The following is a 26,829-nucleotide window of genomic DNA, read 5'->3' as shown; positions in this document are numbered from 1 at the left end:
ACACCTCCGGATAACGACGCAAATCACATCAGAATCCTAGGCGGCAATTTTCCACCCGTCGATATTGACAAATCCCCTACAAACCGATTCGTTCAATAAAATCATATGCTTGTCACTCGCGATGCCAGGTGAGTGCCAGCGCCGTGGCGGCGGCTTGACCCGGCCTCCGATTTGGGTTCGTTTGTCGCCGCAAGAGGCTGGAAATCGGCAAAACCGGCCCGCAAGAAGCTGCCAGGTTCTCAGGGAAGGATATCTCCACATGACCGACAAGTTCCGCGCCCTCCGCGTGTCCAAGACCGAGGCGGGTCCGAAGGCCGAATTCGTGACCCTCACCGAAGCCGATCTGATGGACGGCGATGTCACGGTCGCGGTCGACTATTCGACGGTCAATTACAAGGACGGCCTGGCGCTGACCGGCAAGGCGCCCATCGTCCGCAACTGGCCGCTGATCCCCGGCATCGACTTTTCCGGCACGGTCGAGAAATCCTCCCATGCCGAATTCAAGCTCGGCGACCGCGTCGTGCTCAACGGCTTCGGCGTCGGCGAAGGCCACAATGGCGGCTATGCGCAGAAGGCCCGCGTCAAGGGCGACTGGCTGGTGAAGCTGCCCGACGCAATTTCCAACGAACAGGCCATGGCCATCGGCACCGCCGGCTACACCGCCATGCTCTGCGTGCTGGCGCTGGAAAAAAACGGCGTGACGCCCGCCAAGGGTGACGTGCTGGTGACGGGTGCCGCCGGCGGCGTCGGTTCGGTCGCCGTCGCCCTGCTGTCGAAGCTCGGCTACCGCGTCATCGCGTCCACCGGCCGCGCCTCGGAAGCCGATTACCTGAAAGGTCTCGGCGCCGCCGAAATCATCGATCGCAATGAGCTTTCCGCGCCCGGCAAGCCGATCGGCAAGGAGCGCTGGGCGGGCGTGGTGGATGCTGTCGGCAGTCACACCCTGGCCAATGCGCTTTCGATGACGAAATATGGCGGCACGGTTGCCGCGTGCGGGCTGGCGCAGGGCATGGACCTGCCGGCCTCCGTCGCCCCGTTCATCCTGCGCGGCGTCACGCTGGCCGGCATCGACAGCGTCATGGCGCCGCGCGCCATTCGCATCGAGGCTTACAAACGCCTCGCCACGGATCTCGACATGAAGAAGCTTGAGGCGATGAGCTTCCGCGCGAAGCTCGACGATGTGCCGCGTCTTGCCGAAGAAATCATCGCCGGCAAAGTACGGGGCCGCGCCATCATCGACGTCAACGCCTGAGCGGGAGCGCGAGAGCCTTGGACATGAATCTCCCGCCCTTTCGCGACGCCAACTATGTCGAACCGAAAGTCGAGGTCGAGCGCCGCGCCGACGGCTCGATCGTCCTGCGCAATCCGCATCCGCTGCGGCCCACGCCTGCCAATCTGATCGAACCGATCCGCAAATGGGCGGCCGAAGCGCCAGACCGCGTCTGGCTCGGCAAGCGGCGTGTCGTCAATGAAGGCCTCGGCAGCTGGGAACTGCTGACCTACGCGGATGCGAACCGCAAGGTCAACGCCATCGCGCAGGCGCTGCTCGATCGCGGTTTCACGCAGCAGACGCCGGTGATGATCCTCTCCGGCAATTCGATCGAACACGCGCTGATGACCTATGGCGCCATCCTGGCCGGCGTTCCCGTTGCCCCGGTTTCGCCCTCCTACAGCACCATGAGCTCCGATTTCGACAAGCTGCGTTACGTCGTCGATCTCATCCAGCCGAAGCTGATCTTCATGCAGGAGAGCGCGCCTTTCGCCCGCGGTCTCGCGGCGCTCGCTCTCGCCAATCCCGATTTCAATGAAACCGTCGAACTGGTGACGGTCGACGGTTCGCGCGGCACATCATTCGCCGACCTCACGGACACGGCGCCGGGCGCCGCCGTCGAGGAAAGCTATGCGCGGCTGTCGGGTGAGATGGTCGCCAAATATCTCTTCACCTCCGGCTCCACCGGCATGCCGAAGGCCGTCATCACGACGCAGCAGATGATGTGCGTCAATTCGGTGATGCCGAAAAGCGTCACCGTCGATCAGGACGGCGAAGAGCCGCCGGTGCTGCTGAACTGGCTGCCCTGGAACCACTGCTTCGGCGGCAACGCGATCCTCAACAACCTGCTGGTCGCCGGCGGCACGCTCTATATCGACGGCGGCCGTCCGGTTCCCGGCGGCTTTGCCGAAACCGTGGCCAATCTGCGCGAAATCGCGCCGACCGCCTATTCCAATGTGCCGGCCGCCTACACCATGCTGGCCGACGAACTGGAACGCGACGCGGCCCTGGCGGAAAACTTTTTCTCGCGTCTTCGCTCGCTGGCCTATGGCGGCGCGGCGCTGAGCCAGGATCTCTATGAGCGCGTCCAGCGTGTGGCGATACGCACCGTCGGCGAGCGTATCGTCTTTTCGTCGGGCTATGGCGCCACCGAAACCGCACCCACCATCTGCAACGTCCACTGGCCGACCGAGCGCATGGGCCTCCTTGGCCTGCCGCTTCCCGGCATTGAATTGAAGCTCGCGCCCGTCGGCCAGAAAATGGAAGTGCGCGTGCGCGGTGCCTGCATCACGCCCGGCTACTACAAGAACCCGGAAAAGACGGCCGAAGCCTATGACGCGGAAGGCTTCTATTGCCTCGGCGACGGCGCCCGCTTCGTCAATCCCGACAATCCGCTGGAAGGGCTTGTGTTCGATGGCCGTGTGGCCGAGGACTTCAAACTCTCGACCGGCACCTGGGTCAGCGCCGGCAAGCTGCGCGTCGACGCGGTCGCGGCCTCGAACGGCGTGCTGGCCGATGCGCTGGTTGCCGGCCTCGATCGCGAATATATCGGTCTGCTCGGCTTCCCGAACATTCCGGCCTGCCGCAACATTGCCGGCGATCAGGCGCTGGCGGTCGAGGACATTGTGCATCATCCGGCGGTGCTGGAACGTCTGGCCGAAGGGTTGCGCGCCCACAACAAGGGCAACCCCGGATCGAGCACGCGCGTTGTCCGCGCGTTGCTGATGACCGAGCCGCCAAGCGTCGATGCCGGCGAACTCACCGACAAGGGTTATATCAATCAGGCCGTGGCGCTCGGCCGCCGCGCCGCGCTGGTCGAAAAACTCTATGCTGATCCGCCGGGCAACGACATTGTCGTTGCCTGAGCAACGAGAACGGAACCTGGAATGATCGATCTCGGTCTGGTGGTAAATGGCGTGGCGATCGGACTGGCGGTCGCCGCGCCCATCGGACCGGTCAATCTGATCGTCATTCGCCGCACGCTGCGCTACGGCCAGATCAATGGTTTCCTGTCCGGTTGCGGGGCGGCGGCCGGCGACGCATTGTTTGCCGTCATCGCGGCATTCGGCATCACCCAGGCGATCGATTTTGTTTTCCGGATTGAAACCCTGCTGCAGATCGTCGGCGGTTGCTTTCTCCTCGGCCTCGGCTTGCGCACATGGTTTGCGCGTCCGCATGCGGCTGTAGGCTCCAATGAGAACGAGAATGCGAACGTCTCGGCGGCCATGGCGGCGGCAACGGCGAAGGTCTTTGCCACGACCTTCGTGCTGACGGTCACCAACCCGGCGACCATGCTGGGCTTTCTCGCCATTTTTGGCGGCGTTGCGGGTCTTGCTTCGGCGGGCGACGACTATGTCCATGCGGCGACGGTCGTCGTTGCCGTTGCCGTCGGCTCGCTGCTCTGGTGGGCCAGTGTCTCGGGTTTCGTCAGCCTGTTCCGTCACCGCATGACCGACCGCTTGCTCGCGCTGGTCAATCGCGTCTCGGGCGGGCTGATCGTTGTCTTTGGCGCCGTGGTGCTGATCCGCGTGGCGGTGACGCATCTCTTCTGATGGTCTAGATTGCAGGAAAACGAATACAGGGAGAGTGCAAATGAACGGTGCGGAAAGTCTGGTGCGAACGCTGGTGGGATCGGGCGTCGAGGTCTGTTTCTCCAATCCCGGCACCTCGGAAATGCACTTCGTTGCCGCGCTCGACAAGGTCGACGGCATGCGCGCGATCCTGGGTCTCTTCGAAGGCGCGGTCACCGGCATGGCCGACGGTTACGGCCGCATGGCCGAGAAGCCGGCCGCCACGCTCCTGCATCTCGGACCGGGCCTCGCCAATGGCCTGGCCAATCTCCACAATGCGCGCCGCGCCTCGACGCCGATCGTCAACATTGTCGGCGACCATGCCACCTATCACGCGCAATATGACGCGCCGCTGGCCTCCGACATTGTCGGCTTTGCGCGCCCCGTCTCCGGCTGGGTGCATTCGTCCACCAGTCCGAAAACGGTCGCCGCCGATGGCGCCCGCGCCGTCCACGCCGCCATGCAGCCGCCCGGTCAGATCGCGACGCTGATCCTGCCCGCCGACACCGCCTGGCTCGACGCCGAACATCCCGCGCCGAAGCTGCCCCAGACGGCGCCGGCCACGGTCTCGTCCGCCGCCGTCGATGCCGCCGCGAAGGCGCTGAAGAACGGCAAGAAGACAGCAATTCTCGTGCGCGGTGCGGCGTTGAAGGAACAGGGCCTCGTCGCCGCCGGTCGCATCGCCGCCGCGTCCGGCGCGCGTATCATGTGCGACACCTTCACACCGCGCCTCCAGCGCGGTGCGGGCCGCGTCGTCATCGAGCGCATTCCCTATTTTGCCGAACAGATGGTCGAGACGCTGGCGAACGTCGAGCAATTGATTCTCGTCGGCTCGAAGCCGCCGGTCTCCTTCTTCGCCTATCCGGGCAAGCCGAGCTGGTGCACGCCGGACAGCGCCGACATTCTCTATCTGGCGCATCCGCATGAAGACGGCGTCGCCGCGCTTGAAGCGGTCGCCTCCGCCATCGGTGCGCCGAAGGACCCGGCCAATGTCGCGCCGCTCCAGAAGCCCGATCTGCCAAAAGGCAATCTCGATCAGTTCACGGCCGGCGCCATTATCGCGCACTACATGCCCGACAATGCGATCGTCTCCGACGAAGCGGCAACCTCGGGCATCGGTTCGGCGATCGCGACGGCAACCGCTGCGCCGCACGATCATCTCTCGCTGACCGGCGGCGCCATCGGTCAGGGCCTGCCGCTCGCCACCGGCGCCGCGGTTGCCTGTCCCGATCGCAAGGTTGTTTGTCTCCATGGCGACGGCGGCGCGATGTACACGCTGCAGGCACTCTGGACACAGGCGCGCGAGAAACTCGATGTGACCAATGTGATTTTCGCCAACCGCTCCTATGCGATCCTCAACATCGAGCTGATGCGCGTCGGCGCCGAAAATCCGGGACCGAAGGCGCTCTCGATGCTCGATCTGCACAATCCGGAACTGAACTGGGTGCAACTGGGGCAGGGCATGGGCGTGGAATCCGTCCGCGTCGAAACGGCGGAGGAATTTGCCGAGGCCTTTGCGTCGGCAATGAAGCAGAAGGGCCCGCGCCTGATTGAAGTGATGCTGTAAGGCGGCATTGGCCCGGCAATAAAAAAGGCGGGCTTTCGGGCCCGCCTTTTCGTATCGCCATCGCGATAATTCAATTCATCGTCCGGTTGAGCGTGAATTCGCCTTGCCGCACACGGTCGGAGAGACCGTCGGCCATGTCGGCCACGGCTTCCTCGCCATAGGCTTCGACCATGTCGGAGAGCGCGGCGAATATCGCCGTCGTCGCCAGAATATCGGCGTCGACGCCTTCGCCCAGCGCCTCGTCCCACGCGTCCAGAATGTTCTGGAGCGCGACCCGGCGCTGCTCGGTTTCGGAAAGCGGCGAAACGTCGTGTCCGTCTTCATCGAGAGAACGGAAGGTCGCGTCGCCAGGAAAATCTTCGGCCATATGTCCTCGATCCGGCTGTTTTCGGGGCTTTTTGCCGCCGGAAACAGGCCTCACGTGGTTGGAATACACGGGGGCATTTGTAACACACCCGCGCCGAATGTCTCCCCATTCGTGAAAGACAGGTTAACAATGGCTGGCGGAATGAAACGCCTGCCTAGCAACGGGACCTGTTGCCGCGTTGCCGGATTTGTCGTCTGCGGCGGCTGGCGGCCTACCGGCCATAGCCTTTGACGGCCAGTTCCCGGGCGATGCGCTGCCCTTCCTCGAACAGCTTGTCCGATTGTGCCGCCGCGCCGCGCGAGCAGGCCGCATGGCGGCTGCGCGTGCTGTGAAAGGCCTCATTGAAGCGCGCGATCAGCTTCTGCCGGTCTTCGTCGCCCGGGCCGACCGCGCCCAGCATCTCGATCATCTTGTTGCGCCAGAGCTGCCCCTCGCGGGTACCGCAAACGGTCCGCAGATGGTGAACGGCGCCCAGCACCTCGGCCAGCCGGAACATTTCGGCCGGCACGGTCTGCGCGGCGGCGGGCAGGGGCGGCAGCGCCAACAGCGCAGCCATCAGCACCGCGCCGGCCCGGCACTTCCATTCAGCCGTCGGATTTGTCCCAAATCTGGACATGCAACGTCCCGTTCCGCGCCGGAATTAGCGCCTGGCCCCGCCTTTCGGGCGGGTCCGCCGGATTCGCTGCAGGAAGCGGGCCTGAAAAACAGGGCGTTTGCTCAGGCGTATTTCTTCAGCCGCTCGAGCACGGCCTCCGCTTCCGCCATCGTCTTCTCGACGATTTCGGCCGCGCTCAGCACCTCGTGAATGCCGCCGGCACCCTGGCCCATCGCAAAGCAGGAGCGGTCGCGCTCAAGCCCTTCGATCTGCCCGCCAATGCCGCCCATCACATTGTTCTGATGCGACAGGATCGCCTGTTGCGGGAAGGGCTGGATCTCGGCCGGACGGCTCTCCCAGTCCTGCACGTAGGGATTGTTGAAGACGCGCATCGTCTTGCCCGAATAGCAGCGCGTGACGATCGTGTCGGTGTCCTTCGCGTCCACAATCACCTGCCGGTACATGTCGCCCGCATGGCTTTCCTTCGCTGCGATGAAGCGCGTGCCCATCCAAACGCCCTGCGCGCCGAAGGCCAGCGCCGCCGCCAGCCCGCGCCCGTCGATGATCGAACCGGCCGCGATCACCGGAATGCTCTTCACCGCATCGACGATCTGCGGGATCAGCGCCATACCGGCAACCTTGCCCGTATGGCCGCCGCCTTCGGTGCCTTGCGCGATCACGCCGTCGAGACCGGCCTTTTCGCCGGCCACCGCATGTTTGACCGTGCCGCAGACATTCATCACCTTCATGCCCGCGCCATGCAGCTTTTCGAGAATGTTGGTCGGCACGCCGAGACCGGAAATGAAGGCGGTGGCGCCTTCCTCGATCATGATGTCGGCGGTGCGTTCCAGCGATTCCGGCACCGCCGCCAGAAGGTCGACGCCGAACGGCTTGTCGGTCAGGTCCTTGACCTTCTTCATCTCTTCGCGGATCTGCTCCGGCTGTCGCCCGGCCATCCCCAGCGTGCCGAAGCCGCCGGCATTCGAAACGGCGGCGACAAGTTCGGCATAGGAAACCCCGCCCATGCCGGCCAGCATGATCGGATATTTGATGCCGAGAAGGTCGCAAAGCGGCGTACGGATGGACATGGGGTCTCTCCCTGTGGCGCGGCCGCCAGGAAACGGAAGGTGCGTCGGCGGCCCGGTTATTTAGTTCGGATACCTAACTAAAACCCGCGCCTCCGCCGCTGTCAATCCGCCAATTGGCGCCCTGCCACATTTTCGTCCCCTCCGGCGGCGAGGCTCGGCGCTGACCTTTCCATATCCCGGGTGACCCATGACCGACCGCCGCGCCGCCACACGCCTCCCCGCAATGCTCGCCGCCGCCCTTCTGGCGAGCCCCGCCCTGGCCGCCGGCAAGAGCTGGGAAACCGAAAAGGCGACAATCCATGTCGAAACACTCGCCGCGGGCCTCCACCATCCCTGGGGCCTCGCCTTCCTGCCCGACGGCCGCATGCTGGTCAGCGAGCGCCGGGGCCTGCTGCGTGTGGTGACGCCCGACGGCAACATTTCCGACGCCATCTATGGCGTGCCCGAAGTCGTGGCGCGCGGGCAGGGCGGTCTGCTCGATGTCGCACTCGATCCGGACTTCGAAGCAAACCGCCTCGTCTATCTGAGCTATGCCGAAGCCGGCGAAGGACGCCTCAACGGCACCGCGGTCGCCCGCGGCCGCCTCGAAGGCGACAGCACCTTCCAGCTGAAGGATGTCGAGGTGATCTTCCGCCAGCAGCCGAAAAAGGACAGCCATCTCCATTTCGGTTCGCGCCTGGTCTTCGACAAGGACGGTCATCTCTTCATCGCGCTGGGCGAGCGCTCGCGCGTCGGCATGCGCGAGGAGGCGCAGGACCTCGCCTCGCATCTCGGCAAGGTGGTGCGCATCATGCCCGACGGTTCGGTGCCGGAGGACAATCCCTTCGTCAACCAGGACGGCGCACAGCCCGAAATCTGGTCATACGGCCACCGCAACCAGCAGGGCGCCGCACTTCATCCCGAAACCGGCATGCTCTGGACCAACGAACACGGGCCGCGCGGTGGCGACGAACTGAACATCGCCGAAGCCGGCAAGAATTACGGCTGGCCGCTGGTCTCTCACGGCGTCAACTACGACTTCTCGCCCGTCGGCGCGGGTGAGAAATCGGCGCCCGGCATCGAAGACCCGATCCATCACTGGACGCCCTCGATCGGCGTCTCCGGCATGGCCTTCTATACATCGGATGAGATTCCCGGATGGCAAGGCAATCTCTTCGTCGGCGGCCTGGCCCGCCCCGGCCTCTACCGCCTGACGCTCGACGGCGACAAGGTCGCGGGCGAGGAAGTGCTGCTGGCCGCCATGGGCAAGCGCATCCGCGACGTCCGCGCCGGCCCCGACGGTGCCCTCTACCTCCTCACCGATGCCGCCAACGGCGAACTGATCCGCATCACCAGGGCGGAGTAGGGCCCCTCACGCAATCGTCGCCCGCCCGATCTCCGAAACTTTCGTGTGCCCGGTCAGCGCCATCGCGACATTCATTTCGCTGCGCATCGTCCCGAGCATCGCCTTGACGCCGGCCTCGCCGCGCGCCGCCAGCGCAAAGGCCCAGGCGCGGCCCAGCAGGCAGGCATCGGCCCCCTGCGCCACCGCCTTCACCACGTCGAGCCCGCTGCGGATGCCGCCATCGACGAACAGCGTCGTGGCATCGCCCACCGCTTCGCGGATCGCCGGCAGCGCGTCGAGCGTCGCCGGCGTGCCGTCGAGCTGCCGCCCGCCATGATTGGAAACGACGATCCCCTCCGGCGCCACTTCCTTCATCGCGATCCGCGCATCCTCCGGGTCCATCACCCCCTTGATGACGATCTTGCCCGGCCAGTTGGCGCGCACCCATTCGAGGTCTTTCCAGGTCATCGCCGGATCGAGGTTCTGGGCGACCCACATGCCGAATTCGCCGAAGCCCTTCGCATCCGGCACCGCTTCGCGCAAATTGCCGAAATCGAGCGGCTTTCCGCCCAGCGCCACATCGCGGATCCAGCCCGGCCGCCGCGCGAAATCGGCGGCAACCTTCAGCCGCTTGCCGAGCGACATCGCGGTGTTCATGCCGTTGCGCGTGTCGCGGTAGCGCGCCCCCAGCACCGCCAGATCGACCGTGAACACCAGCACCGGACAGCCCGCTTCATGCGCGCGTTGCATCAGCGACCGCGCATAGCCGCGATCCTTGATCACATACAATTGAAACCAGAAAGGCTGCGTCGTCGCCGCGGCCACTTCCTCGATCGAACAGATGCCCACCGTCGACAGCGTGAACGGCACACCGAAACTTTCGGCCGCCTTCGCCGCCTGCACTTCGCCGCGCCGTGCATACATGCCGGCAAAACCGACCGGCCCCAGCGCCGCCGGAATTTTCCAGCGCGTGCCGAAAATCTCGGTGCCGGTGTCGATGCTCGAAACGTCGCGCAGCACCCGCTGCCGCAGCTTCAGCCGCTGAAACGCCGCCACATTGTCGCCAAGCGTCGCCTCGGCATAGGAGCCGCCATCGATATAGTCGAAGAGCTGCGTCGGCAGCCGCCGCCTTGCCAGTTCCCGGTAGTCCGACACCGAAACCGGATTGAGATCGAGGCTCATTGGTTCATCTCCCCCTCTGCATTTCCGCGCGCCCCCTCACCCTTCCGCCGTCTGACGACGGCTCCCTCCCTCTCCCCGATGGGGAGAGGGATAGAAGTGTCGACACCTTAATCTCCCTCTCCCCATCGGGGAGAGGGAAGGGGCCCAACGCAGCAACGCTGCGTTGGGAAGGGTGAGGGGGTGCCACAGGCACATCTCAATCCTCCACCTCCAGCGGCCCCGCGCCTTCACGTTTGCTGTCGATGATATAGGCAAGCTCCGAAAACGCATCGAGCATGGCGTCGGCGTCGCCCTCATCCAGCAGCGACGGCAGATAGCGCGCCAGCGCCTCTTCGAATTCGCGATGCTTGGTGAGGCCCTTCTTGGTCAGCGTCAGCCGCACGCTGCGCCCGTCATCCTTGTCGGGCGCCCGCGCGATCAGCCCGCGCTTCTCCATATCGGCGATCAGGCCCGACGCGGTCGGCTTGCGGATCGCCGCTTCCACCGCCAGCTCGCCGGCCCGCTTCGGCCCGCGCTTCAGGAACAGCAGGAAACGGTATTGCGGGATGGTGATCTCCATTTCCCGCGCGATCTGTTCGAACTGGCGGAACAGCACCACCACCGTGCGCGCCATAAGAATAAGCCGCCGGTCGATCTCTTCCGTGGTGCCGTTCCGCTTGTTCGTCATCTGTCCTCAGAAAATCGCGTAGCCGCCGTCCACAACGAAAGTATCACCCGAATGATAGGACGACGCATCCGAGGTCAGGTAAACCGCCACGCCGCCGAAATCTTCCGGCTCGCCCCAGCGCCGTGCCGGCACGCGCGGAATGACCTTTTCGGCAAAGGCGGGCGCGGCTTGCGCCTGCGCGGTCATGTCGGTGGCGATCCAGCCCGGCAGAATGGCGTTCGCCCGCATCCCGTAACGCGCATGTTCGACCGCGATGCTCTTGATCATCGAAATGACGCCGCCCTTGGTCGCCGCATAGGCCTCGTTGCGCGCCGCGCCTTCGATGGCCGCAAGGCTCGCGATTCCGACCAGCGAGCCGCCGGCATCGCCCGACTTGGCGCGGTCGACCATGTGCCGCGCGCTCTCGCGCAGCGTGAAGAACACGCCGTCGAGATTGACCGCCAGCGTCTTGCGATAGGTCTCGGTCGTCATGCCGATAAAGGACGGCGCGCCGAAGCCGACACCGGCATTGGCAAACACCGCATCGATCCGGCCGAGATCCTTCACCGTCGCGCCGATCCCGTCGACCACCTGTTTCTCGTCCGACACGTCGACTTTCCGCGCATAGACCTTCACGCCATGCGCGCGCAGCTGCTCGGCGGCGCGCTTGTTCTTGTCCTCATTGGTGCCCCAGATCGCGATATCGGCGCCCGATTGCGCCAGCGCATCGGCCATGCCGAGGCCGATGCCGCCATTGCCGCCGGTGATGAGCGCGACCTTGCCCGAGAGGTCGAAGGGTTTGTAGGCCATGGGGTTTCTCCCTGATCTGGTTTCTGGTTTTGACGATGCGGATGGCAATGGCAGGAGCCGCGCCGGTCAATTACCCGATCGGGGTTTGAGCGCCGGCTCTTTGGGTTTGGCCGCGCGCGGTTCCTCGTCGAGTTCGGCGCAGACGAAATAGGGCTTGAAATCGAGTTGCTCGGGATCGGGCGGAATCTGGCAGGAATAAACCGAGGCGCCCTTCTGCAGGATCAGCGCCGTGCCGAGATTGCCGCGGATCTCGTATTCGTCGGCCAGCAGGTCGGTCAGCGACTTGTCGGTGGCGACGAAGGGCCCCGAACGCGTACCGGGCTCAAACTTGGCCGATTGCGCCAGCGCCGGCGGTGCCGCCAGCGCCGCAAGGAGGGCGGCAAGCGCAGCGGTCGAAAGGGTCCGGCGGGTCATGATGGCAGACGAGCTCCTGGAACGAGGGGCAGATGAGGCCGCGAGTTTAGACGAAGGCGGCAAAGCTTCAACGCGGGCTCATTTTCCGCAGCGGGCGCATAGGCCGCTGATCTCGACCACCTTGCGCACGGGCTGGAAATGGGCGCGGCGCGCCGCCGCTTCCAGCGCCGTTTCGAGCTTCGGATCGACGATTTCCTCAGTCGCCCCGCATTTCTGGCAGATCAGGAATTGCCCCGAATGGGGCGCGCCGGCCTCGATGCAGCCGAGATAGGCGTTCAGCGATTCGATCTTGTGGATCAGCCCCTCGGCCATCAGGAAGTCGAGCGCCCGGTAGACGGTCGGCGGCCGCGCCGCCTTGTGGCTGCGCGCCAGCTCGTCCAGCACCTCGTAAGCCCCCATCGGCTTGTGGCTGCGCCAGACGATATGCAGCACCTTTTCGCGCAACGGCGTCAGCTGCACGCCCCGCGTGGCGCACAGCTCCCGCGCCGTCGCCAGCGCATCGTCGATGCAGGCCCGGTGATTATGCGATGTATGGGCGTGAGCCGCCGCGCGCGCTGTCATGCCGTCTCCACTGGTTGATGCGGATGGTACAACATAACAACAAGAGCGCGTTCAGCAAAAGTGGACGCCGGTTTTGCGTCCGAACGCGCTCCAGAAAAAAATCTGTCGCCCGCCCGACTCGGATTAAACAGGGGACATGTGCGGACGCTACACCATCACCGCGCCCCCCGACGTGATGCGCGAGCTTTTCGGCTTCGGCGAGCAGCCGAATTTCCCGCCGCGCCACAACATCGCGCCGACCCAGCCGGTGCCCATCGTCTTCCGCGACGGCGCGCAGCGGCATTTCCTGCTGGTCCGCTGGGGCCTGATCCCTTCATGGGCGAAGGAAGTGCCGGCGTCGCTGCTGATCAACGCCCGCGCCGAAACCATCGCGGAGAAACCCTCTTTCCGCGCCGCCTTCCGCCACCGCCGCGCCCTGATGCCGGCCGACGGCTTCTATGAATGGAAGGCGGAGGGGAAGGGCGTCAAACAGCCCTATGTCATCCGCCGCAGGGACCGCGCCCCCTTCGCCATGGCCGCCCTCTGGGAAACCTGGGCAACCGCCGAAGGCAGCGAAATCGATAGTTGCGCCGTCGTCACCTGCGAAGCCAATGCAACGCTCGCCCCCATCCATCACCGCATGCCGGTGATCCTCGACGAGAAGGATTGGGACGCCTGGCTCGACCCGGCGACGCCGCTGAAGGAAGCCCAGGCCCTGCTGCGCCCCGCACCCGACGACCTCCTCGACGCCACCCCCGTCAGCACACGGATCAACCGCGTCGCCAACGACGATCCCTCGTTGCTCGAGCCGGCCACGATCGAACCCGACCCCGAAAAACCCGCCCGCCCGAAAAAGCAGCCCGACACGAAACAGCTAGGCTTGTTCTGAGGGAGGGTTGCAGCACAACCCCTGACGCGTCATTGCGAGGGTGAGGCGCGTTTTGCGTCAGCAAACGAAAAGGTCCGGTGGACCTTTTCGAGCGCCGAACGCGAAGCAACCCAGAAGCGGCAAATTCAGTGCTCGCGGCTTCTGGGTTGCTTCGCTTCGCTCGCAATGACGAGTGTGGAAAAAGGGATTGGACAACCACATTTTCCCGGCGCGACATGTCCGCCGTCTTGTCCGCAGGCCTGTCCGCCGAAGCCTTTGGCGAAGGCGGAAGCTCTTGGCGGAGGCGGAAGCGCCATCAAACCTTCTTCGCGCCTTCGCGTGAGAATTTTTTCCCAATATTACACTTCCCGTACCCACCCGAGCGGGAGGGCGCTAGTATGTTAAATATTTGCGAAAGGCGGACTGTTTTTGATGATAATCCGTATCACCGTGTGGAGGACGCGCCGTACATGGAATTCCGGCTGACTTATCAGGGCTGTCTGCTTTCTACCGGCAATGATTCTCGTGTGGGCAAGGATAGGCGCTCGGAACACAAACACAATTTGCGAAGTGCGTTTCACCCCCAATTGAAACGCTTATGGGATGTCGTTCCGGCCTTGAAAAAGGGGGGTGGCGGTGGTCCGTCGGTTATAACCGTCAGGGCAGAAGATGGGTACACACCGCCGTTAACCAAAAAGGAAATGTTGGCCAAACGACATACTCATTTTGGATGGCAGTTTGTGCCGTTGGTGACGAGCGAACTGGATCTAATTTGTGCGGTAGACGTGCTGTTTTTGAGGCCACACAAGCCCGGCGGAATTGTTCACCAAGGCGATATTGACGGGCGACTCAAGACGCTCCTGGACGCCCTCACGATCCCAGATGCCAATCAGGACTACGAAACGCGCACGGCTGAAAGGAACGAAACGCCGTTTTTCGTATTGTTGGAGAACGACAGGCTAATCACGAAAGTTTCCGTTGAAACAGATCAACTTCTAGAGTTCGTGTCGGCCAAGCCAGATGTGAACGATGTGCGCCTTGTGATAACGGTACGCATTCGACCATATGAAATTCACACGGGTAACATGCACTTCGGTTAATCGTCTTTTCTCTAGGGGGGAAACGGCCATTAATTTTCGCGGTCGGATTATTGGGGCGGGACTATTTTTTTGAATGCAGATTCCAATGTTTTGCCCGTCTCATCGGCGTCAGCAGCCCGCGCAGCCTCAATGAACCGCTCCTTTTGAGAATGGCTGCGGTTCTTGGGCGGCTTCTTTTTTGCGCTTTCGCCTCAGGCATTTTGACCAACTGTTCGATAGGTCAGACGCTTTCCAACGACACCCCGGAGCGCCTTCGCGTCTTCGCGTGAACCCGTCTTCCTGCCTTCTCCTCTTCTCCGCGCCTCCGCGTGAATCCCTTCCTTCCTTCAATCCGCCACTGCATGCGGCGCCGGCGTCAGCCGCTTCGACATCACGCTGACCGCATCCGTCCCGTAGCCAAGCGCCGCATAGAACCCCGTCGCGCCCTCGTTCCCCGTCCGCACCATCAGGTTGAGTTTCCAGACGCCGCGTTCGCGAAGCCAGTGCTCCGCCGCCGCCATGATCGCGCGTCCCAGACCCTGTCCCCTGAGCGCCGGATCGACCGCGACGTAATAGACCGCGCCCCGGTGCCCGTCATGGCCGACCATCACGCTGGCCGCGATCCGCCCCTCCCGCTCGATCACCAGCACCTCCGATGCCGGCCCCGCCAGCGCAAAGGCAAAGTCCCTGGCCGGGTCGTTCCAGGGCCGGGTCAGCCCGCAAGCTTCCCACAGCGCCGCCAGCGCCGGCGCCTCGCCGTCCCGCGCCGCCCGCGCCGCCGTTGATTCGTTGTCCCTGTGAGGCATGTGCCTTCTCCGTGTCCCCCTGAGAAAGCGGCCAATCCTGCCGCGTTCCGGCCCTCCGCGCTACCCCGTCGCGCGCGCCCCCGCTCTCCTCTATACTTTCCCTCCAGCCCCCGGGGAGCCCATGCTTTCGAACATCGTCATCCTGCTCGTTCTGATCCTCGTGAACGGGTTTTTCTCGATGTCCGAAATGGCATTGGTCTCGGCGCGGCGTCAGCGTCTGCAGGCGCTGCTGACCGCGCGCAAGCGCACGGGCGCCGCCACCGCCCCGGTTGAATCGGCGCTCAAGCTCCAGGCCGAGCCCGGCCGCTTCCTTTCCTCGGTGCAGATCGGCATCACCATGGTCGGCGTCTTCACCGGCGCCTTTGGCGGCGCGGTGCTGGCCGGGCCCGTTTCGGCCTTCATGGTCGATTGGCCGTGGATCGGCCCCTACGCCCAGCCCGTCGCCTTCGGCTTCGTCGTCATCGTGCTGACCTATCTGACGCTGATCCTCGGCGAGCTGGTGCCCAAGCGCATCGCGCTATCGAACCCCGAAGGCATCGCTTCGGCCGTCGCCCGGCCGATGCGCGGCTTTGCCCGCCTGCTGGCGCCCGCCGTCACCTTTCTCTCCCACTCGACCGAATGGGTGCTGAAGCTCTACGGCATCACCGGCCTTGAGGTGCCGCAGGTCACCGAAGACGAGATCAAGCATCTGATCGAGGAGGGCGCCGCCGCCGGCGCCATCGAAAGCGTCGAGCGCGACATCGTCAACCGCGTCTTCCGCCTCGGCGACACCCGCATCAGCGAAATCATGACGCCGCGCCTGCAGCTTGTCTGGCTCGACACCGAACAATCGGTCGAAGCGAACCTCGCCATGGTCCGCCGCGAACAGAAGATGCGCTATCCGGTCCGCCGCGGCGCCAACGGCCCCTTCATCGGCATGGTCCGGCTCGAGGAACTCTTCCTCGATCCGAAATCGAACGATGAATTGCTGGCCCGCATGTCGCCGCCGCTCTATATCCCGCGCACCGCGTCGGTCTTGAAGGCCTTGAGCATTCTGCAGTCCGAAAACATGTTCATGGCTTTCGTCATCGACGAATATGCCGATGTCGTCGGCACACTCACCATGTCGGAAGTCTTCTTTGCCATGATCGGCGACCTCTCCGACCACGCCGTCGACCGCAACCCCGCCGTCACCATCCGCGACGACGGCTCCTACATCATCGACGGCGTCGTCTCGGTCGAGGAAGTGCGCCGCCTGCTGAAACTCGCCAAGCTCCCCGGCGATGAAAGCGGCGAGGTCAACACGCTGGCCGGCGTGATGTTCAACTGGTTCGGCCGCCTGCCGCGCGAAGGCGATTATTTCGGCTGGAACGGCTACCGCTTCGAAGTCGTCGACATGGACGGCCCCCGCATCGACAAGGTCCTGATCGTCCCGGCGCAAAACCTCCCCATCGGCAACGCGCTGGCCAGAAGCGCGGATTGATTTCTTCAGCCCTGCCGCTGGCTTGGGGAGTCGACACAAATTCAGTGTCACCCCGGCGAAAGCCTCGCGAGATTCACACATCTTGCAAGCAGGCGGCCAGATCCTTTCCTTCCACCCTCCCCTTGGGGGAGGGTCGACAATTTGTGAGCGTGAGCGAACAAATTTCGGGGCGGGGTCACGGCAGTGGCGGCATAAAAAAACGATAGAGGATGCGCTGACGCGCTTCAGCGCCCCCGCCCCGAAAAATTCTTCGAATTTTTCGACCCGCCCCCCAGGGGCGGGTGGGAAATCGACGCCCGCGCCACCCGCAGCACCTCTGCGTCTCTGCGCCTCTGCGTGAACAATTCTTCCTTCGCGCCTTCGCGTCTTCGCGTGACCAATTCTTCTCTTCTCCGCGCCTCCGCGTGAAAATCCTTCCCTCTCTTTCGCCGCCGCCGCACAGATGTATATGATGGCCCGCCATTCGCCCCGCAGACGCAAAGCCAGACCACCCATGACCCTCTCTCCCGCGCATCTGAAGGAAACGCTCGACACGCTGACGCGCCAATGCGGCGTGCCCGGCGCGTCGCTGGCGGTGTGGGCGGGCGGCGCGCTCGCCGAAGCCGCCACCGGTGTCTGCAATCTCGAAACGCAGGTGCCGGTCACGTCCGAAACGCTCTTCCAGATCGGCTCGATCACCAAGCTCTACACATCCACGCTCTGCCTGCAGCTTGTCGAGCAAGGCAAGCTCGCGCTCGACGCGCCCGTGCGCGCCACGCTGCCGGGTTTCCGCGTCGCCGATGAGACAGTCACGGCCGAAGTGACCCTTCGCGATCTGCTCTCGCACCGCAGCGGCATCGAAGGCGATTATTTCCGCGACGCCGGGCGCGGCGAGGACCGCATCGAGAAATTCGTGGCGATGATGTCGGCGCTGGGCCAGGTCCATGCGCCCGGCGAAATGTTTTCCTACTGCAACACCGGCTTTGTCGCCGCCGGTCGCATGATCGAGGTGGCCGATGGCCGCATCTGGGACAAGGCGGTGCGCGCCCGCATCGCCAAGCCGCTGGGCACGCCCGCTTTCTCGACCCTGCCTGAACAGGCGATGCGCTATCAAACGGCGATCGGTCATCTCGGCCAGCCCGGCAAACTCTTCGTGACGCCGATCGCCTATCTGGCGCAGTCGAACGCGCCGGTCGGCTCGACGCCGATGGCCAAGGCGCGCGACGTCGTCGCTTTCGCCCGCATGCTGATGGCCGGCGGCACCGCACCGGACGGCACGCGCCTGCTTGCGCCCGAAAGCGTCGCCGCGATGCAAACCGTCAACACCGTCTGCCCGCGCCACCTGAACATCGACGCCATCGGCCTCGCGACCTTCATGTGGGACTGGGACGGCGACGGCGCATACGAAGTCTTCGGCCATGACGGATCGACCATCGGCCAGGCGGCGTGGCTGCGCTATCACCCGGCCAGCGGCACGGCCTTTTGCCTGCTGACCAATGGCGGCAACGGCAAGGCGATGGCCGACAGTCTGATCCGCGCGGTGTTTTCCGAAGCCGCCGGCATCGCGCCGCCCGAATTGCCCGCCGTCGATCCGGCCTTCCGCGCCGATCCCGCACGCTATGAAGGCCGCTATGCGAACACGATGGAAACGATCGAAGTGACGGTGGAGGAGGGCAGGCTGGTCGCGACGAGCCATCCCGCGCCCGACTATGCGGTAATCGCCGGCGGGCCGAAGCGCGTGCCGCTCGAAGCGGTCGACGCCGAACTCTTCCTCGGCACCGCCCCCGGCATGACGCTGCCGCAGACCTGGCACTTCCTCGGCAGCGACGCCCAAGGCCGCGCCCGCTGGCTGCATCAAGGCGCCCGGGCGCATCGGCGGGCGGAGTGAAGTAGGAGTTGTTCACGCAGAGGCGCAGAGACGCAGAGAAGATTTGATGGCGCCTTCGGCGCGAAAGACACTTCCGGCGGCGAAGCCGCCAACAATACCCGGCATCGCCGCACATAAATGAATGCTGATTGCTTCCACTTCTCTGCGTCTCTGCGCCTCTGCGTGCATATTTTCCTACCTTGAGAGAACGGATTGCTTCGCCTCACAGGCATTGACGGTGATAAAAGACGGGACCGGCCCGCCCTCCGTTGAAGTAAGGGGGTGGGCATGCAGGCAATCTGAAGCAGCGTCGTAATGAAACCCACGCCCCAAACACTCGCCCGCATGCAAGCTGTCGTCGGCGCGAAGGGCGTTGTCGCGGACGGCGACGCGGCGCCCTATCTCGCCGAGCGCCGCGAGTTGTATGTCGGCCGCGCGGCGGCGGTGCTCCGGCCGGCCACCACGCAGGAAGTTTCGGCAATCCTGAAAATCGCCCATGAGACGGGAACGGCCATCGTCCCCCAGGGCGGAAATACCGGCCTTGTCGGCGGCCAGATCCCGCATGAGACGGGCGACGAAGTGGTGCTGTCGCTGTCGCGCATGAACCGCATCCGCGCCCTCGACGCCGAAAACAACACGCTCGCCCTCGATGCCGGCGTCACGCTGGCCGCCGCGCAAGCCGCGGCCGAAGAAGCCGGCCGCCTCTTCCCGCTGAGCCTTGCCTCCGAAGGAAGCTGCCAGATCGGCGGCAATCTTTCGACCAATGCCGGCGGCACAGCGGTGCTGCGCTACGGCAATGCGCGCGATCTCGTGCTCGGCCTCGAAGTGGTGCTGGCCAATGGCGACATATGGGACGGCATGCGCGGACTCAGGAAGGACAACACCGGCTACGACCTGAAGCAGCTCTTCCTCGGCTCCGAAGGCACGCTCGGCATCGTCACCGGCGCGGTACTGAAACTCTTCCCGCGTCCGCAATCGATCGCCACCGCTTTCGCCGCCGTGCCCGATGTCGCATCGGCGGTGAAACTGCTGCGCGTCGCCGACAATGTGTCGGGCGGCATGGTCACTGCCTTCGAGCTGGTACCGCGCATCGGCCTCGAATTCGTGACGCGGCATATCGAAGGCGCGGCCGATCCGCTGCCCGACGCCTCACCCTGGTACGTGCTGATCGAACTGAGCGCCGGCAGCGCCACGGCCGGCCTTGATGCGACGCTCGAGGCGGTGCTGGCCGAAGGCCTCGAGCAGCGCCTCGTCACCGACGCGGCGCTGGCGCGCTCCGAAAAACAGCGCGCCGATTTCTGGCGCCTGCGCGAAACGCTCTCCGACGTGCAGCGCCTCGAAGGCGGCAGCATCAAGCACGATGTCTCGGTGCCGGTCTCGCGCATGGGCGATTTCATCGCCACGGCGACGGCGGCCGTCGAAGCGGCGATGCCGGGCGTCCGCACCGTCGCCTTCGGTCACATCGGCGACGGCAATGTGCATTTCAATCTGAGCCAGCCCCTTGGCGCGGACAAACCGGCCTTCCTCGCCCGCTGGAACGAAATGAACGCGCTGGTCCATGGGCTCGTGCGCGAAATGGGCGGTTCGATCAGCGCCGAACACGGCGTCGGCCGGTTGAAGCGCGACGAAATCGCCGCAACCAAATCGCCGGTCGAAATCGAACTGATGCGCACCCTGAAAAAATCCCTCGACCCCAAAGGCATCCTCAATCCTGGCAAGGTGGTGTGAGGGAAGGGCTTGTTCACGCAGAGGCGCAGAGACGCAGAGACGCAGAGAAGGTTTGATTGCGCCTTCGCGCGAAAGGCACTTCCGGCGGCGAAGCCGCCAACAACACCCGGCATCGCCGCACATAAATGAATGCTGATTGCTTCCACTTCTCTGCGTCTCTGCGCCTCTGCGTGAATCCCTTCTTCCTTCCTTTCTCCGCGTCTCCGCGTGAGTCCCCTTCCGGCGTTCCCCAAAACCGGGGATAAGTTTTTTCACGCCGTTGCAACCAGACCCCGAATCGCCACCGCAAATCCGCCGCCATCCGAAACCGGGGATAACTTTCTTGATATTCCGTACACGAACAAAAATTTCCCCCGGGGATAACTCGGTTTGTGACAGTTTTTTGACAGATTTGTGACAGAGGGGGGGTAGCGCTGCCTTCCGCTGCTGTCGATTGCTGCAAAACGCGATGCGTTTTGCGCCGCTGGCGGCGCTTTTCGGGAACCACTAGAGTGCGCGGCGATTTAGCGGCCAGAGGACTGTCACAAATGAGCGCGCATACGAGCGAAGTAACCGGCGTCGACCACCTGATCATCGCGGTCCGCGATCTTGTGGAAGCCGAGAAAACCTACACCGCCATCTTCGGCCGCGGGCCCTCCTGGCGCGGCACCCATCCCGGCGTCGGTACCGGTAACGTCTTGTACCGCCTCGCAAATACCTATGTGGAGCTCTACGCGCCGGTGGCCGAAGGCGCCAATGCCGACGCCTTGAAAAAGCGCCTCGACGAGGTTGGCGAGGGCCTTTACGGCGTCGTCTTCGGCGTCGCCGACGCCGCCGCCGCCACCGAAGCCTTCAACGCGCGCGGGCTGAAATCGGGCGCCCCGGTCGACGGTTCGGGCCGTGACGGCATCACCGGCGCGACCCGCAAATGGCGCACCATCGCCATGCCGGCCAGCGAAACGCGCGGCCTTTTCCTGTTGGGAATTCAACATCTTAGCGAGCCCGACGCGCTGCCGCCCGCGCCGCTCGGTACCGGCGTGGCGGAAGCCGGCGCGGTCGCCGCCTGCGATCATGTCGTGGTGATGACGCCCGATGCGGAGGCCTGCAAAGCGCTTTTCGGCACGCAACTCGGCATCCGTCTCGCCCTTGATCAGTCGAAACCCGAATGGGGCGTGCGCCAGCTATTCTTCCGTACAGGGAGCATGACCGTCGAAGTGGTCGAGCCGCTCGACAAGGAAAAGGCGCCGAAAACCGAACGATTCTGGGGTGTTGCCTGGAAGGTGCCGGACATCGCCGCGGCCGTCGCGCGGCTCGCCGCCGCCGGTCTCGACGTCTCCGAAGTCCGCAAGGGCCGCAAGCCCGGCACCGAGGTCGCGACCATCCGCAAGCCGACCAACGGCGTCCCGACGCTGCTGATATCCGAACGCTAACCCCTTGGCGCGGCAGCTCTTTTCAGCCGGTCGTTGATCGCCTCGCCAAGCCCCTCATCGGGGATCGGCATCACCGCGATGACCCGCCCGCGCGCCTCCGCGTCGAGCGCCCGGAGCATCGCAAAAAGGTTGGCCGCCGCCTCGGTGAGGTCGCCCGAAGTCGATAGATTCATTGATGTTTTCGCCTTCGGCGCGTCCGGCCCGAAAGCCAGCAGCACCTCGTCGGCGCCCACATCGCGGGCGTTGAGCCGCAGCGGCGACCCCGGCGCGTAATGGCTCTCAAGCTGCCCCGGCGAGGCGCGTCCTTCCTCGCCCGAGCCTGCATCGGCCTCCGCCAGCCTGTGTCCCAACACCTTCTCGATCGCCTCCCGCGCCACCGCGCCCGGCCGCAGAAGTGTCGGAATTCCTTGAGGAAATCCGATCACTGTCGACTCGAGCCCCAGCCGGCAGGGCCCGCCATCAAGCACCATGGCGAGCGTTTCGGCCGCGCCCAGCTCGCTCATCACATGCTCGGCCCGCGTCGGGCTGACCCGCCCCGAACGGTTGGCCGAAGGCGCCGCAACGGGCCTCTCCGCCGCTCTCAGCAGCGCCTGTGCGATCTCATGCGCCGGCACCCTCAGCGCCACCGTGTCGAGCCCCGCGCTCACCAGCAGCGACAGCGGCGTCTCCGGCCGCCGAGGCAGCACCAGCGTCAGCCCGCCCGGCCAGAAACCGGCTGCGAGCTTCCGCGCCTCGTCGGTGAAAACCGCATGTTTTTCAGCAACTTGCAGGCTCGCCACATGCACAATCAGGGGGTTGAAGCGCGGCCGACCCTTGGCTTCGAAGATGCGCGCCACCGCCTTGTCGTCGGTTGCATCCGCTCCGAGCCCGTAGACCGTCTCGGTCGGAAAGGCGACCAGCCGCCCGTCCCGGATCGCTTCGCCCGCAAGCGCAATATTCGCTGCGTTCGCCTCGACGCAGTCGGCCATGGAACTACCTGTCTGAATGCTACCGTGGCGGCAGAGAATACAGTAAAAACCCGCAAAGCCACGCCATTCCGTCCCTTTCCGCGTCTGAAGGATCCCCATGACATACCGCCCGCCCGTCCGCGACATGGCATTCGCCCTCAACGAGATTGCCGGTCTGTCGGCGCTGGCGGGCAAGGGCCCCTTTGCCGATCTCTCGCCGGAACTGGTCGACGCGGTGATGGAAGAGGGCGCGAAGCTCGCCGCCGAGGTGCTGGCGCCGCTCAATCGTTCGGGTGACGCCGAGGGCGCGAAGCTCGAAAAGTCAGGCGCCACAGTGCCTTCCGGCTTCGCCGCCGCCTATCGCCAATGGGTCGAAGGCGGCTGGGGCAGCCTCGCCGCGACGCCGGACTACGGCGGTCAGGGCCTGCCGGTGTCGCTCGCCGTCGCCATGCAGGAGATGTGGAACGCTGCCTGCATGTCTTTCGGCCTCTGTCCGATCCTCAGCCAAGGCGCCATCGAAGCGCTGACCGCGCATGGTACTGAAGAACAGAAGAAGCTCTATCTCGCCAAGCTCGTTTCGGGTGAGTGGACCGGCACCATGAACCTCACCGAGCCGCAGGCAGGTTCCGATCTCAACGCCTTGAAAACAAAAGCCGTTCCGCAAGGCGACGGCACCTACAGGATCACCGGCACCAAGATCTACATCACCTATGGCGATCACGACATGACGGACAACATCGTCCATCTCGTGCTCGCGCGCCTGCCCGATGCACCGGCGGGAACGAAGGGCATCTCTCTCTTCCTCGTGCCGAAATTCCTTGTGAAACCCGATGGTTCGCTGGGCGCGCGCAATGACGCGCACTGCATCGGCCTCGAAGAAAAGCTCGGCATTCATGGCAGCCCCACCTGCGTCATGTCCTTCGGCGAAAATACCGGCGCCATCGGCACGCTGATCGGCGAGGAAAATCGCGGCCTCGCCTGCATGTTCACGATGATGAACAACGCCCGCCTGCTGGTCGGCACGCAAGGCGTGGCAATTGCCGAAGCGGCCTACCAGCATGCACTGGCCTATGCGAAAGAACGTAGGCAGGGCAGGCCTTTAGGCTCGACGCTGGCGCCCGGCGACATGGCGCCGATCATCGAACATCCCGACATCCGCCGCATGTTGCTGACGATGAAATCCTCGACCGCCGCCGCCCGCGCCATCTGCTACGCAACCGGCGTTGCCATCGACACCGCCCATGCCGGTGAAACGGCGGAAATCCGCGCCGCCGCGCAGGCCCGCGCCGATCTGCTGACGCCGATTGCCAAGAGCTTCTCCACCGACATCGGCTGCGAGGTCGCCTCGCTCGGTGTGCAGATCCATGGCGGCATGGGCTTCATCGAGGAAACCGGCGCCGCGCAATTTCTGCGCGACGCGCGCATCCTGCCGATCTACGAAGGCACCAACGGCATCCAGGCAATCGACCTCGTATCCCGCAAGTTATCCCTCGGAAACGGTTCGGTGGCGCAAGGCTTTATCGCTGAAATGCGCGAAACCGCCGAAGCCGCGCGCCGCTCGAACGCGAAGACGCTCAGCGCCGTCGGCGCCGCCCTCGATGACGCCCTCGACACGCTCGACAAGGCCACGGCCTACATGCTGGCAAGCCTCAAATCCGCACCCAATGACAGCCTCGCCGGTGCCTCGCCTTATCTGCGCCTCTTCGGCACCGTCGCCGGCGGCCACTTTCTCGCGCAAGCGGCGCTGAAAACCGCGGAAAGCGCGCGTCTGGCGCTGGCCGGTTTCTACGCCCTCAACATCCTGCCCGGTGTTCACGGTCTGCTCGGGCCGGCCACGGCCGGCGCCGAAACCCTCTATGCGCTGACCGCCGACGAACTCGGCTGACCCTGCCGCAGCGTCGGCCGTGCCGGGCGGGCCCATGGTTTGACCTCATGCGCCCCTGCGCCTATCACGGGAAGGGTCGCGCCGGCCCCTCGGCGGCGGCGCAGTACGAGAGTCCTGAATGTCCGATATCTCCCAGGCGACCATTGAAAGCACCGATCTTCGCTATCCCTTCGAGCGACGGGTGCCGCAGCCCGCCGAAGTGATCGAGGTCGCGCCGGGAATCTCATGGGTGCGCATGCCGCTGCCCTTCCAGCTCGATCACATCAATCTCTGGCTGATCGAGGGCGACGACGGCTGGACCGTGGTCGACACCGGCGTTGCGACCGATGAGGTCAAAGCCTTGTGGCGTCAGGTCTTTCAGACCGGTCTCAAGGGCAAGCCCGTGACCGGTCTCATCGTCACCCATCTCCATCCCGATCATGTCGGCCTCGCCGGCTGGTTCACGCGCAAATGGAGCGTCGAACTGCAGATGTCGCGCACCGATTTCCTGATGTGCAAGACGCTGGTCCTCGACACCGGCCGTGAAGCGCCGAAGGAGGCGCTGGATTTCTACCGCGCGGCCGGCTTCAGCCAGCGCGGCATCGACAGCTATGCGTCGCGTTTCGGCGGTTTCGGCAGGCACGTCTCGCGCATGCCCGATATTTTCCGCCGCCTGCGCGAGGACGATGAATTGACGATCGGCGGCCGCACATGGCGCGTCGTCATCGGTTCGGGCCATGCGCCGGAGCATGTCTGTCTCTATTGCGAGGAAGCGAAGATCCTGATTTCCGGAGATCAGGTGCTGCCGCGCATCTCATCGAATGTCAGCGTCCATCCGACCGAGGCCTATGAAAACCCGCTGGAAGACTGGATCGAAAGCTGCAAGCGCCTGCGCCGAAACCTCCCCGACGACCTGCTGGTGCTGCCGGCTCATAACGAACCGTTTTACGGGCTGCACACGCGCCTGACGCAGCTGATCGACGGTCATGAGGAAGGTTTGGCGAAGCTTCTCGACATGCTTGCCGAACCGAAGCGCGCCATCGATGTATTTTCGGCGCTCTTCAAGCGCAAGATCGGCGCGGAAGTCTTCTTCATGGCGACCGGCGAAAGCCTCGCCCATCTGAACTGCCTGCTCGGCCGCGGCCTTGCGACCGTCGCCCGCGACGACAGGGGCGTCAATTGGTACCGTCGGGCCTGACGCGCCTGCATGCTATAGTTGCCGCCAATGACCACGCTTCTCGTCACCCATTCCGCCTGTCTCGAACATGAAACGCCGCCGGGCCATCCCGAATGCGCCGACCGCCTACGTGCGGTGCTGGGCGCGCTGGAAGCCGAGGAATTCGCGCTGCTGGCGCGCGACGAGGCGCCGCGTGCCGCGCATGAACAGATCGCCCGCGTCCACCCGGCTGCCCATATCGAACGCATCGAAAATGGTGCCCCGGCCGAGGGTTTTCGCCGCATCGATGCCGACACGGCCATGTCGCCGGGATCGGCCGAAGCGGCCTTCCGCGCCGCCGGCGCCGTCGTCCATGCGGTTGACGAGGTGATGGCGGGCCGTGTCCGCAACGCCTTCTGCGCCGTTCGCCCGCCCGGCCACCATGCCGAGCCCGAAACCGCGATGGGCTTCTGCCTCTTCAACAACATTGCCATCGGCGCCCAGCATGCCCGCGCCGTGCATGGCTGCGCCCGCGTGGCGGTGGTCGATTTCGATGTCCATCACGGAAACGGCACGCAGGCGGCCTTCGAGACGGACCCGTCGCTTTTCTATGCCTCGACGCATCAATGGCCGCTCTATCCGGGAACGGGGCGGGCCGGTGAGCATGGTCTTGGCAACATCTACAATCGCACGCTTCAGCCGGGTGCCGGTTCGGCCGAATTCCGCGACGCGGTCGGCGGCGCCATCCTGCCCTCGCTGGCGAATTTTCGCCCCGATTTCATCTTCATTTCGGCCGGTTTCGATGCGCATATGGCAGACCCGCTCGCAAATCTGCGCCTGACCGACGAAGACTTCGGCTGGGTGACCGGCGAACTGGTCAAGCTTGCCGGCAAGCTCTGCGGCGGTCGCGTTGTCTCGGCGCTTGAGGGCGGTTATGACTTGGAGGCGCTGGCCGCGAGCACCCGCGCGCATGTCCGGGCCCTGATGCTGGCCGCCTGAAAATCCGGAAGGAACAAGCCCATGTCCGCTGCCAAGGTCGACGCAAACAAGGACATCGAGAAGCTGAGCTTCGAGGAGGCGCTTGCCCAGCTCGAAAAGATCGTCGGCCAGCTCGAATCGGGTGAGGCGCCGCTTGAAACATCGATCGAACTTTATGAGCGCGGTACCGCGCTGAAGGCCCATTGCGAGGCGCGACTGAAGGCCGCAGAGGCAAAAGTCGAAAAAATCACGCTTTCGGCGAGTGGCGAGCCGGCCGGCACCTCGCCGCTCGACATCGACTGAACGTCGCGCC

The 26,829-nt window shown here is 64.6% G+C and carries 25 protein-coding genes; 15 read left to right on the top strand and 10 right to left on the bottom strand.

Annotated elements, in window-relative coordinates; all coding sequences use genetic code 11:
• Positions 1–259 precede the first annotated feature (259 nt).
• Genes Q7V31_RS07100 through Q7V31_RS07085 form a run of 4 tightly spaced genes read left to right on the top strand, consistent with a single transcriptional unit; the run spans position 260 to position 5,407 of the window.
• Complete coding sequence (locus Q7V31_RS07100; RefSeq protein WP_304733331.1) at positions 260–1,252, top strand: MDR family oxidoreductase; 993 nt, start codon at positions 260–262, stop codon at positions 1,250–1,252.
• A 23-nt stretch (positions 1,253–1,275) separates the two neighbouring features.
• Positions 1,276–3,135, top strand: a complete 1,860-nt coding sequence (locus Q7V31_RS07095) for an AMP-binding protein (RefSeq protein WP_304733330.1) — start codon at positions 1,276–1,278, stop codon at positions 3,133–3,135.
• A gap of 21 nt (positions 3,136–3,156) precedes the next feature.
• Positions 3,157–3,822: a LysE family translocator gene (locus Q7V31_RS07090; RefSeq protein ID WP_304733329.1), complete on the top strand. Its 666-nt coding sequence runs from the start codon at positions 3,157–3,159 to the stop codon at positions 3,820–3,822.
• A 40-nt stretch (positions 3,823–3,862) separates the two neighbouring features.
• Positions 3,863–5,407, top strand: a complete 1,545-nt coding sequence (locus Q7V31_RS07085) for an acetolactate synthase large subunit (RefSeq protein ID WP_304733328.1) — start codon at positions 3,863–3,865, stop codon at positions 5,405–5,407.
• Positions 5,408–5,477: 70 nt separating this feature from the next.
• On the opposite strand, the gene Q7V31_RS07080 is transcribed toward Q7V31_RS07085, so the two are convergent.
• From Q7V31_RS07080 to Q7V31_RS07070, 3 genes are all read right to left on the bottom strand, one after another.
• The gene (locus tag Q7V31_RS07080; RefSeq protein ID WP_304733327.1) at positions 5,478–5,774 is read right to left on the bottom strand and encodes a hypothetical protein; all 297 of its coding nucleotides are present in this window, start codon (positions 5,772–5,774) and stop codon (positions 5,478–5,480) included.
• Positions 5,775–5,985: 211 nt separating this feature from the next.
• On the bottom strand, positions 5,986–6,390 hold the full coding sequence (locus Q7V31_RS07075) for a TIGR02301 family protein (RefSeq protein WP_304733326.1): 405 nt from the start codon (positions 6,388–6,390) through the stop codon (positions 5,986–5,988).
• Positions 6,391–6,491: 101 nt separating this feature from the next.
• Positions 6,492–7,457, bottom strand: a complete 966-nt coding sequence (locus tag Q7V31_RS07070; protein ID WP_304733325.1) for a nitronate monooxygenase family protein — start codon at positions 7,455–7,457, stop codon at positions 6,492–6,494.
• A gap of 187 nt (positions 7,458–7,644) precedes the next feature.
• Here Q7V31_RS07070 and Q7V31_RS07065 point away from each other — a divergent pair, with 187 nt between their 5' ends.
• Positions 7,645–8,802: a PQQ-dependent sugar dehydrogenase gene (locus Q7V31_RS07065; RefSeq protein ID WP_304733324.1), complete on the top strand. Its 1,158-nt coding sequence runs from the start codon at positions 7,645–7,647 to the stop codon at positions 8,800–8,802.
• 6 nt (positions 8,803–8,808) lie between these two features.
• On the opposite strand, the gene Q7V31_RS07060 is transcribed toward Q7V31_RS07065, so the two are convergent.
• From Q7V31_RS07060 to Q7V31_RS07040, 5 genes are all read right to left on the bottom strand, one after another.
• Complete coding sequence (locus Q7V31_RS07060; protein WP_304733323.1) at positions 8,809–9,963, bottom strand: L-lactate dehydrogenase; 1,155 nt, start codon at positions 9,961–9,963, stop codon at positions 8,809–8,811.
• A gap of 196 nt (positions 9,964–10,159) precedes the next feature.
• The gene (locus tag Q7V31_RS07055; RefSeq protein WP_304733322.1) at positions 10,160–10,630 is read right to left on the bottom strand and encodes a MarR family winged helix-turn-helix transcriptional regulator; all 471 of its coding nucleotides are present in this window, start codon (positions 10,628–10,630) and stop codon (positions 10,160–10,162) included.
• Between the two features lie 6 nt (positions 10,631–10,636).
• Complete coding sequence (locus tag Q7V31_RS07050) at positions 10,637–11,419, bottom strand: SDR family NAD(P)-dependent oxidoreductase (RefSeq protein WP_304733321.1); 783 nt, start codon at positions 11,417–11,419, stop codon at positions 10,637–10,639.
• Between the two features lie 66 nt (positions 11,420–11,485).
• Positions 11,486–11,833, bottom strand: coding sequence for a hypothetical protein (locus Q7V31_RS07045; protein ID WP_304733320.1), 348 nt, complete (start codon positions 11,831–11,833; stop codon positions 11,486–11,488).
• 78 nt (positions 11,834–11,911) lie between these two features.
• Positions 11,912–12,394: a Fur family transcriptional regulator gene (locus tag Q7V31_RS07040; protein WP_304733319.1), complete on the bottom strand. Its 483-nt coding sequence runs from the start codon at positions 12,392–12,394 to the stop codon at positions 11,912–11,914.
• 136 nt (positions 12,395–12,530) lie between these two features.
• Between Q7V31_RS07040 and Q7V31_RS07035 the strand changes: the two genes are divergently transcribed.
• Positions 12,531–13,262, top strand: coding sequence for an SOS response-associated peptidase (locus Q7V31_RS07035; RefSeq protein ID WP_304733318.1), 732 nt, complete (start codon positions 12,531–12,533; stop codon positions 13,260–13,262).
• 449 nt (positions 13,263–13,711) lie between these two features.
• Positions 13,712–14,341: a hypothetical protein gene (locus tag Q7V31_RS07030; protein WP_304733317.1), complete on the top strand. Its 630-nt coding sequence runs from the start codon at positions 13,712–13,714 to the stop codon at positions 14,339–14,341.
• Between the two features lie 326 nt (positions 14,342–14,667).
• On the opposite strand, the gene Q7V31_RS07025 is transcribed toward Q7V31_RS07030, so the two are convergent.
• Complete coding sequence (locus Q7V31_RS07025) at positions 14,668–15,126, bottom strand: GNAT family acetyltransferase (RefSeq protein ID WP_304733316.1); 459 nt, start codon at positions 15,124–15,126, stop codon at positions 14,668–14,670.
• A 121-nt stretch (positions 15,127–15,247) separates the two neighbouring features.
• Here Q7V31_RS07025 and Q7V31_RS07020 point away from each other — a divergent pair, with 121 nt between their 5' ends.
• The 4 genes from Q7V31_RS07020 (at position 15,248) to Q7V31_RS07005 (ending at position 21,571) form a co-directional block, all read left to right on the top strand.
• Positions 15,248–16,588 (top strand): hemolysin family protein, encoded by a 1,341-nt coding sequence (locus tag Q7V31_RS07020; RefSeq protein ID WP_304733315.1) that lies wholly within the window; start codon positions 15,248–15,250, stop codon positions 16,586–16,588.
• 493 nt (positions 16,589–17,081) lie between these two features.
• Positions 17,082–18,455 (top strand): serine hydrolase, encoded by a 1,374-nt coding sequence (locus Q7V31_RS07015; protein WP_304733314.1) that lies wholly within the window; start codon positions 17,082–17,084, stop codon positions 18,453–18,455.
• A gap of 294 nt (positions 18,456–18,749) precedes the next feature.
• Complete coding sequence (locus tag Q7V31_RS07010) at positions 18,750–20,162, top strand: FAD-binding oxidoreductase (protein WP_304733313.1); 1,413 nt, start codon at positions 18,750–18,752, stop codon at positions 20,160–20,162.
• A gap of 527 nt (positions 20,163–20,689) precedes the next feature.
• On the top strand, positions 20,690–21,571 hold the full coding sequence (locus Q7V31_RS07005; protein ID WP_304733312.1) for a VOC family protein: 882 nt from the start codon (positions 20,690–20,692) through the stop codon (positions 21,569–21,571).
• Here Q7V31_RS07005 and Q7V31_RS07000 read toward each other — a convergent pair.
• A complete protein-coding gene (locus Q7V31_RS07000) occupies positions 21,568–22,539 on the bottom strand; it encodes an L-threonylcarbamoyladenylate synthase (RefSeq protein WP_304733311.1) in 972 nt (323 codons plus the stop codon). The genes Q7V31_RS07005 and Q7V31_RS07000 overlap by 4 nt on opposite strands.
• Positions 22,540–22,636: 97 nt before the next feature.
• Between Q7V31_RS07000 and Q7V31_RS06995 the strand changes: the two genes are divergently transcribed.
• From Q7V31_RS06995 to Q7V31_RS06980, 4 genes are all read left to right on the top strand, one after another.
• Entirely contained in the window at positions 22,637–24,403 is a 1,767-nt protein-coding gene (locus Q7V31_RS06995) for an acyl-CoA dehydrogenase family protein (RefSeq protein ID WP_304733310.1), read from the top strand.
• 118 nt (positions 24,404–24,521) lie between these two features.
• The gene (locus Q7V31_RS06990) at positions 24,522–25,580 is read left to right on the top strand and encodes an MBL fold metallo-hydrolase (RefSeq protein WP_304733309.1); all 1,059 of its coding nucleotides are present in this window, start codon (positions 24,522–24,524) and stop codon (positions 25,578–25,580) included.
• A 27-nt stretch (positions 25,581–25,607) separates the two neighbouring features.
• Positions 25,608–26,537, top strand: coding sequence for a histone deacetylase family protein (locus Q7V31_RS06985; protein WP_304733308.1), 930 nt, complete (start codon positions 25,608–25,610; stop codon positions 26,535–26,537).
• A 21-nt stretch (positions 26,538–26,558) separates the two neighbouring features.
• Positions 26,559–26,819, top strand: a complete 261-nt coding sequence (locus tag Q7V31_RS06980) for an exodeoxyribonuclease VII small subunit (protein WP_304733307.1) — start codon at positions 26,559–26,561, stop codon at positions 26,817–26,819.
• The last annotated feature ends 10 nt before the right edge of the window (positions 26,820–26,829 follow it).

Origin of the sequence: Parvibaculum sp., assembly GCF_030651915.1 — a bacterium.
In the GTDB taxonomy this organism is placed as follows: Bacteria; Pseudomonadota; Alphaproteobacteria; order Parvibaculales; family Parvibaculaceae; genus Parvibaculum.
Note: the sequence above shows the minus strand (reverse complement) of the source record. Positions and strands in the feature narration are given on the sequence as shown.

Excerpts from the sequence above, each read along its gene's own strand:
- Q7V31_RS07100 (WP_304733331.1), top strand. The coding sequence starts at position 260 with ATGACCGACAAGTTCCGCGCCCTCCGCGTGTCCAAGACCGAGGCGGGT.
- Q7V31_RS07095 (WP_304733330.1), top strand. The coding sequence starts at position 1,276 with ATGAATCTCCCGCCCTTTCGCGACGCCAACTATGTCGAACCGAAAGTC.
- Q7V31_RS07090 (WP_304733329.1), top strand. The coding sequence starts at position 3,157 with ATGATCGATCTCGGTCTGGTGGTAAATGGCGTGGCGATCGGACTGGCG.
- Q7V31_RS07085 (WP_304733328.1), top strand. The coding sequence starts at position 3,863 with ATGAACGGTGCGGAAAGTCTGGTGCGAACGCTGGTGGGATCGGGCGTC.
- Q7V31_RS07080 (WP_304733327.1), bottom strand. The coding sequence starts at position 5,774 with ATGGCCGAAGATTTTCCTGGCGACGCGACCTTCCGTTCTCTCGATGAA.
- Q7V31_RS07075 (WP_304733326.1), bottom strand. The coding sequence starts at position 6,390 with ATGTCCAGATTTGGGACAAATCCGACGGCTGAATGGAAGTGCCGGGCC.
- Q7V31_RS07070 (WP_304733325.1), bottom strand. The coding sequence starts at position 7,457 with ATGTCCATCCGTACGCCGCTTTGCGACCTTCTCGGCATCAAATATCCG.
- Q7V31_RS07065 (WP_304733324.1), top strand. The coding sequence starts at position 7,645 with ATGACCGACCGCCGCGCCGCCACACGCCTCCCCGCAATGCTCGCCGCC.
- Q7V31_RS07060 (WP_304733323.1), bottom strand. The coding sequence starts at position 9,963 with ATGAGCCTCGATCTCAATCCGGTTTCGGTGTCGGACTACCGGGAACTG.
- Q7V31_RS07055 (WP_304733322.1), bottom strand. The coding sequence starts at position 10,630 with ATGACGAACAAGCGGAACGGCACCACGGAAGAGATCGACCGGCGGCTT.
- Q7V31_RS07050 (WP_304733321.1), bottom strand. The coding sequence starts at position 11,419 with ATGGCCTACAAACCCTTCGACCTCTCGGGCAAGGTCGCGCTCATCACC.
- Q7V31_RS07045 (WP_304733320.1), bottom strand. The coding sequence starts at position 11,833 with ATGACCCGCCGGACCCTTTCGACCGCTGCGCTTGCCGCCCTCCTTGCG.
- Q7V31_RS07040 (WP_304733319.1), bottom strand. The coding sequence starts at position 12,394 with ATGACAGCGCGCGCGGCGGCTCACGCCCATACATCGCATAATCACCGG.
- Q7V31_RS07035 (WP_304733318.1), top strand. The coding sequence starts at position 12,531 with ATGTGCGGACGCTACACCATCACCGCGCCCCCCGACGTGATGCGCGAG.
- Q7V31_RS07030 (WP_304733317.1), top strand. The coding sequence starts at position 13,712 with ATGGAATTCCGGCTGACTTATCAGGGCTGTCTGCTTTCTACCGGCAAT.
- Q7V31_RS07025 (WP_304733316.1), bottom strand. The coding sequence starts at position 15,126 with ATGCCTCACAGGGACAACGAATCAACGGCGGCGCGGGCGGCGCGGGAC.
- Q7V31_RS07020 (WP_304733315.1), top strand. The coding sequence starts at position 15,248 with ATGCTTTCGAACATCGTCATCCTGCTCGTTCTGATCCTCGTGAACGGG.
- Q7V31_RS07015 (WP_304733314.1), top strand. The coding sequence starts at position 17,082 with ATGACCCTCTCTCCCGCGCATCTGAAGGAAACGCTCGACACGCTGACG.
- Q7V31_RS07010 (WP_304733313.1), top strand. The coding sequence starts at position 18,750 with ATGAAACCCACGCCCCAAACACTCGCCCGCATGCAAGCTGTCGTCGGC.
- Q7V31_RS07005 (WP_304733312.1), top strand. The coding sequence starts at position 20,690 with ATGAGCGCGCATACGAGCGAAGTAACCGGCGTCGACCACCTGATCATC.
- Q7V31_RS07000 (WP_304733311.1), bottom strand. The coding sequence starts at position 22,539 with ATGGCCGACTGCGTCGAGGCGAACGCAGCGAATATTGCGCTTGCGGGC.
- Q7V31_RS06995 (WP_304733310.1), top strand. The coding sequence starts at position 22,637 with ATGACATACCGCCCGCCCGTCCGCGACATGGCATTCGCCCTCAACGAG.
- Q7V31_RS06990 (WP_304733309.1), top strand. The coding sequence starts at position 24,522 with ATGTCCGATATCTCCCAGGCGACCATTGAAAGCACCGATCTTCGCTAT.
- Q7V31_RS06985 (WP_304733308.1), top strand. The coding sequence starts at position 25,608 with ATGACCACGCTTCTCGTCACCCATTCCGCCTGTCTCGAACATGAAACG.
- Q7V31_RS06980 (WP_304733307.1), top strand. The coding sequence starts at position 26,559 with ATGTCCGCTGCCAAGGTCGACGCAAACAAGGACATCGAGAAGCTGAGC.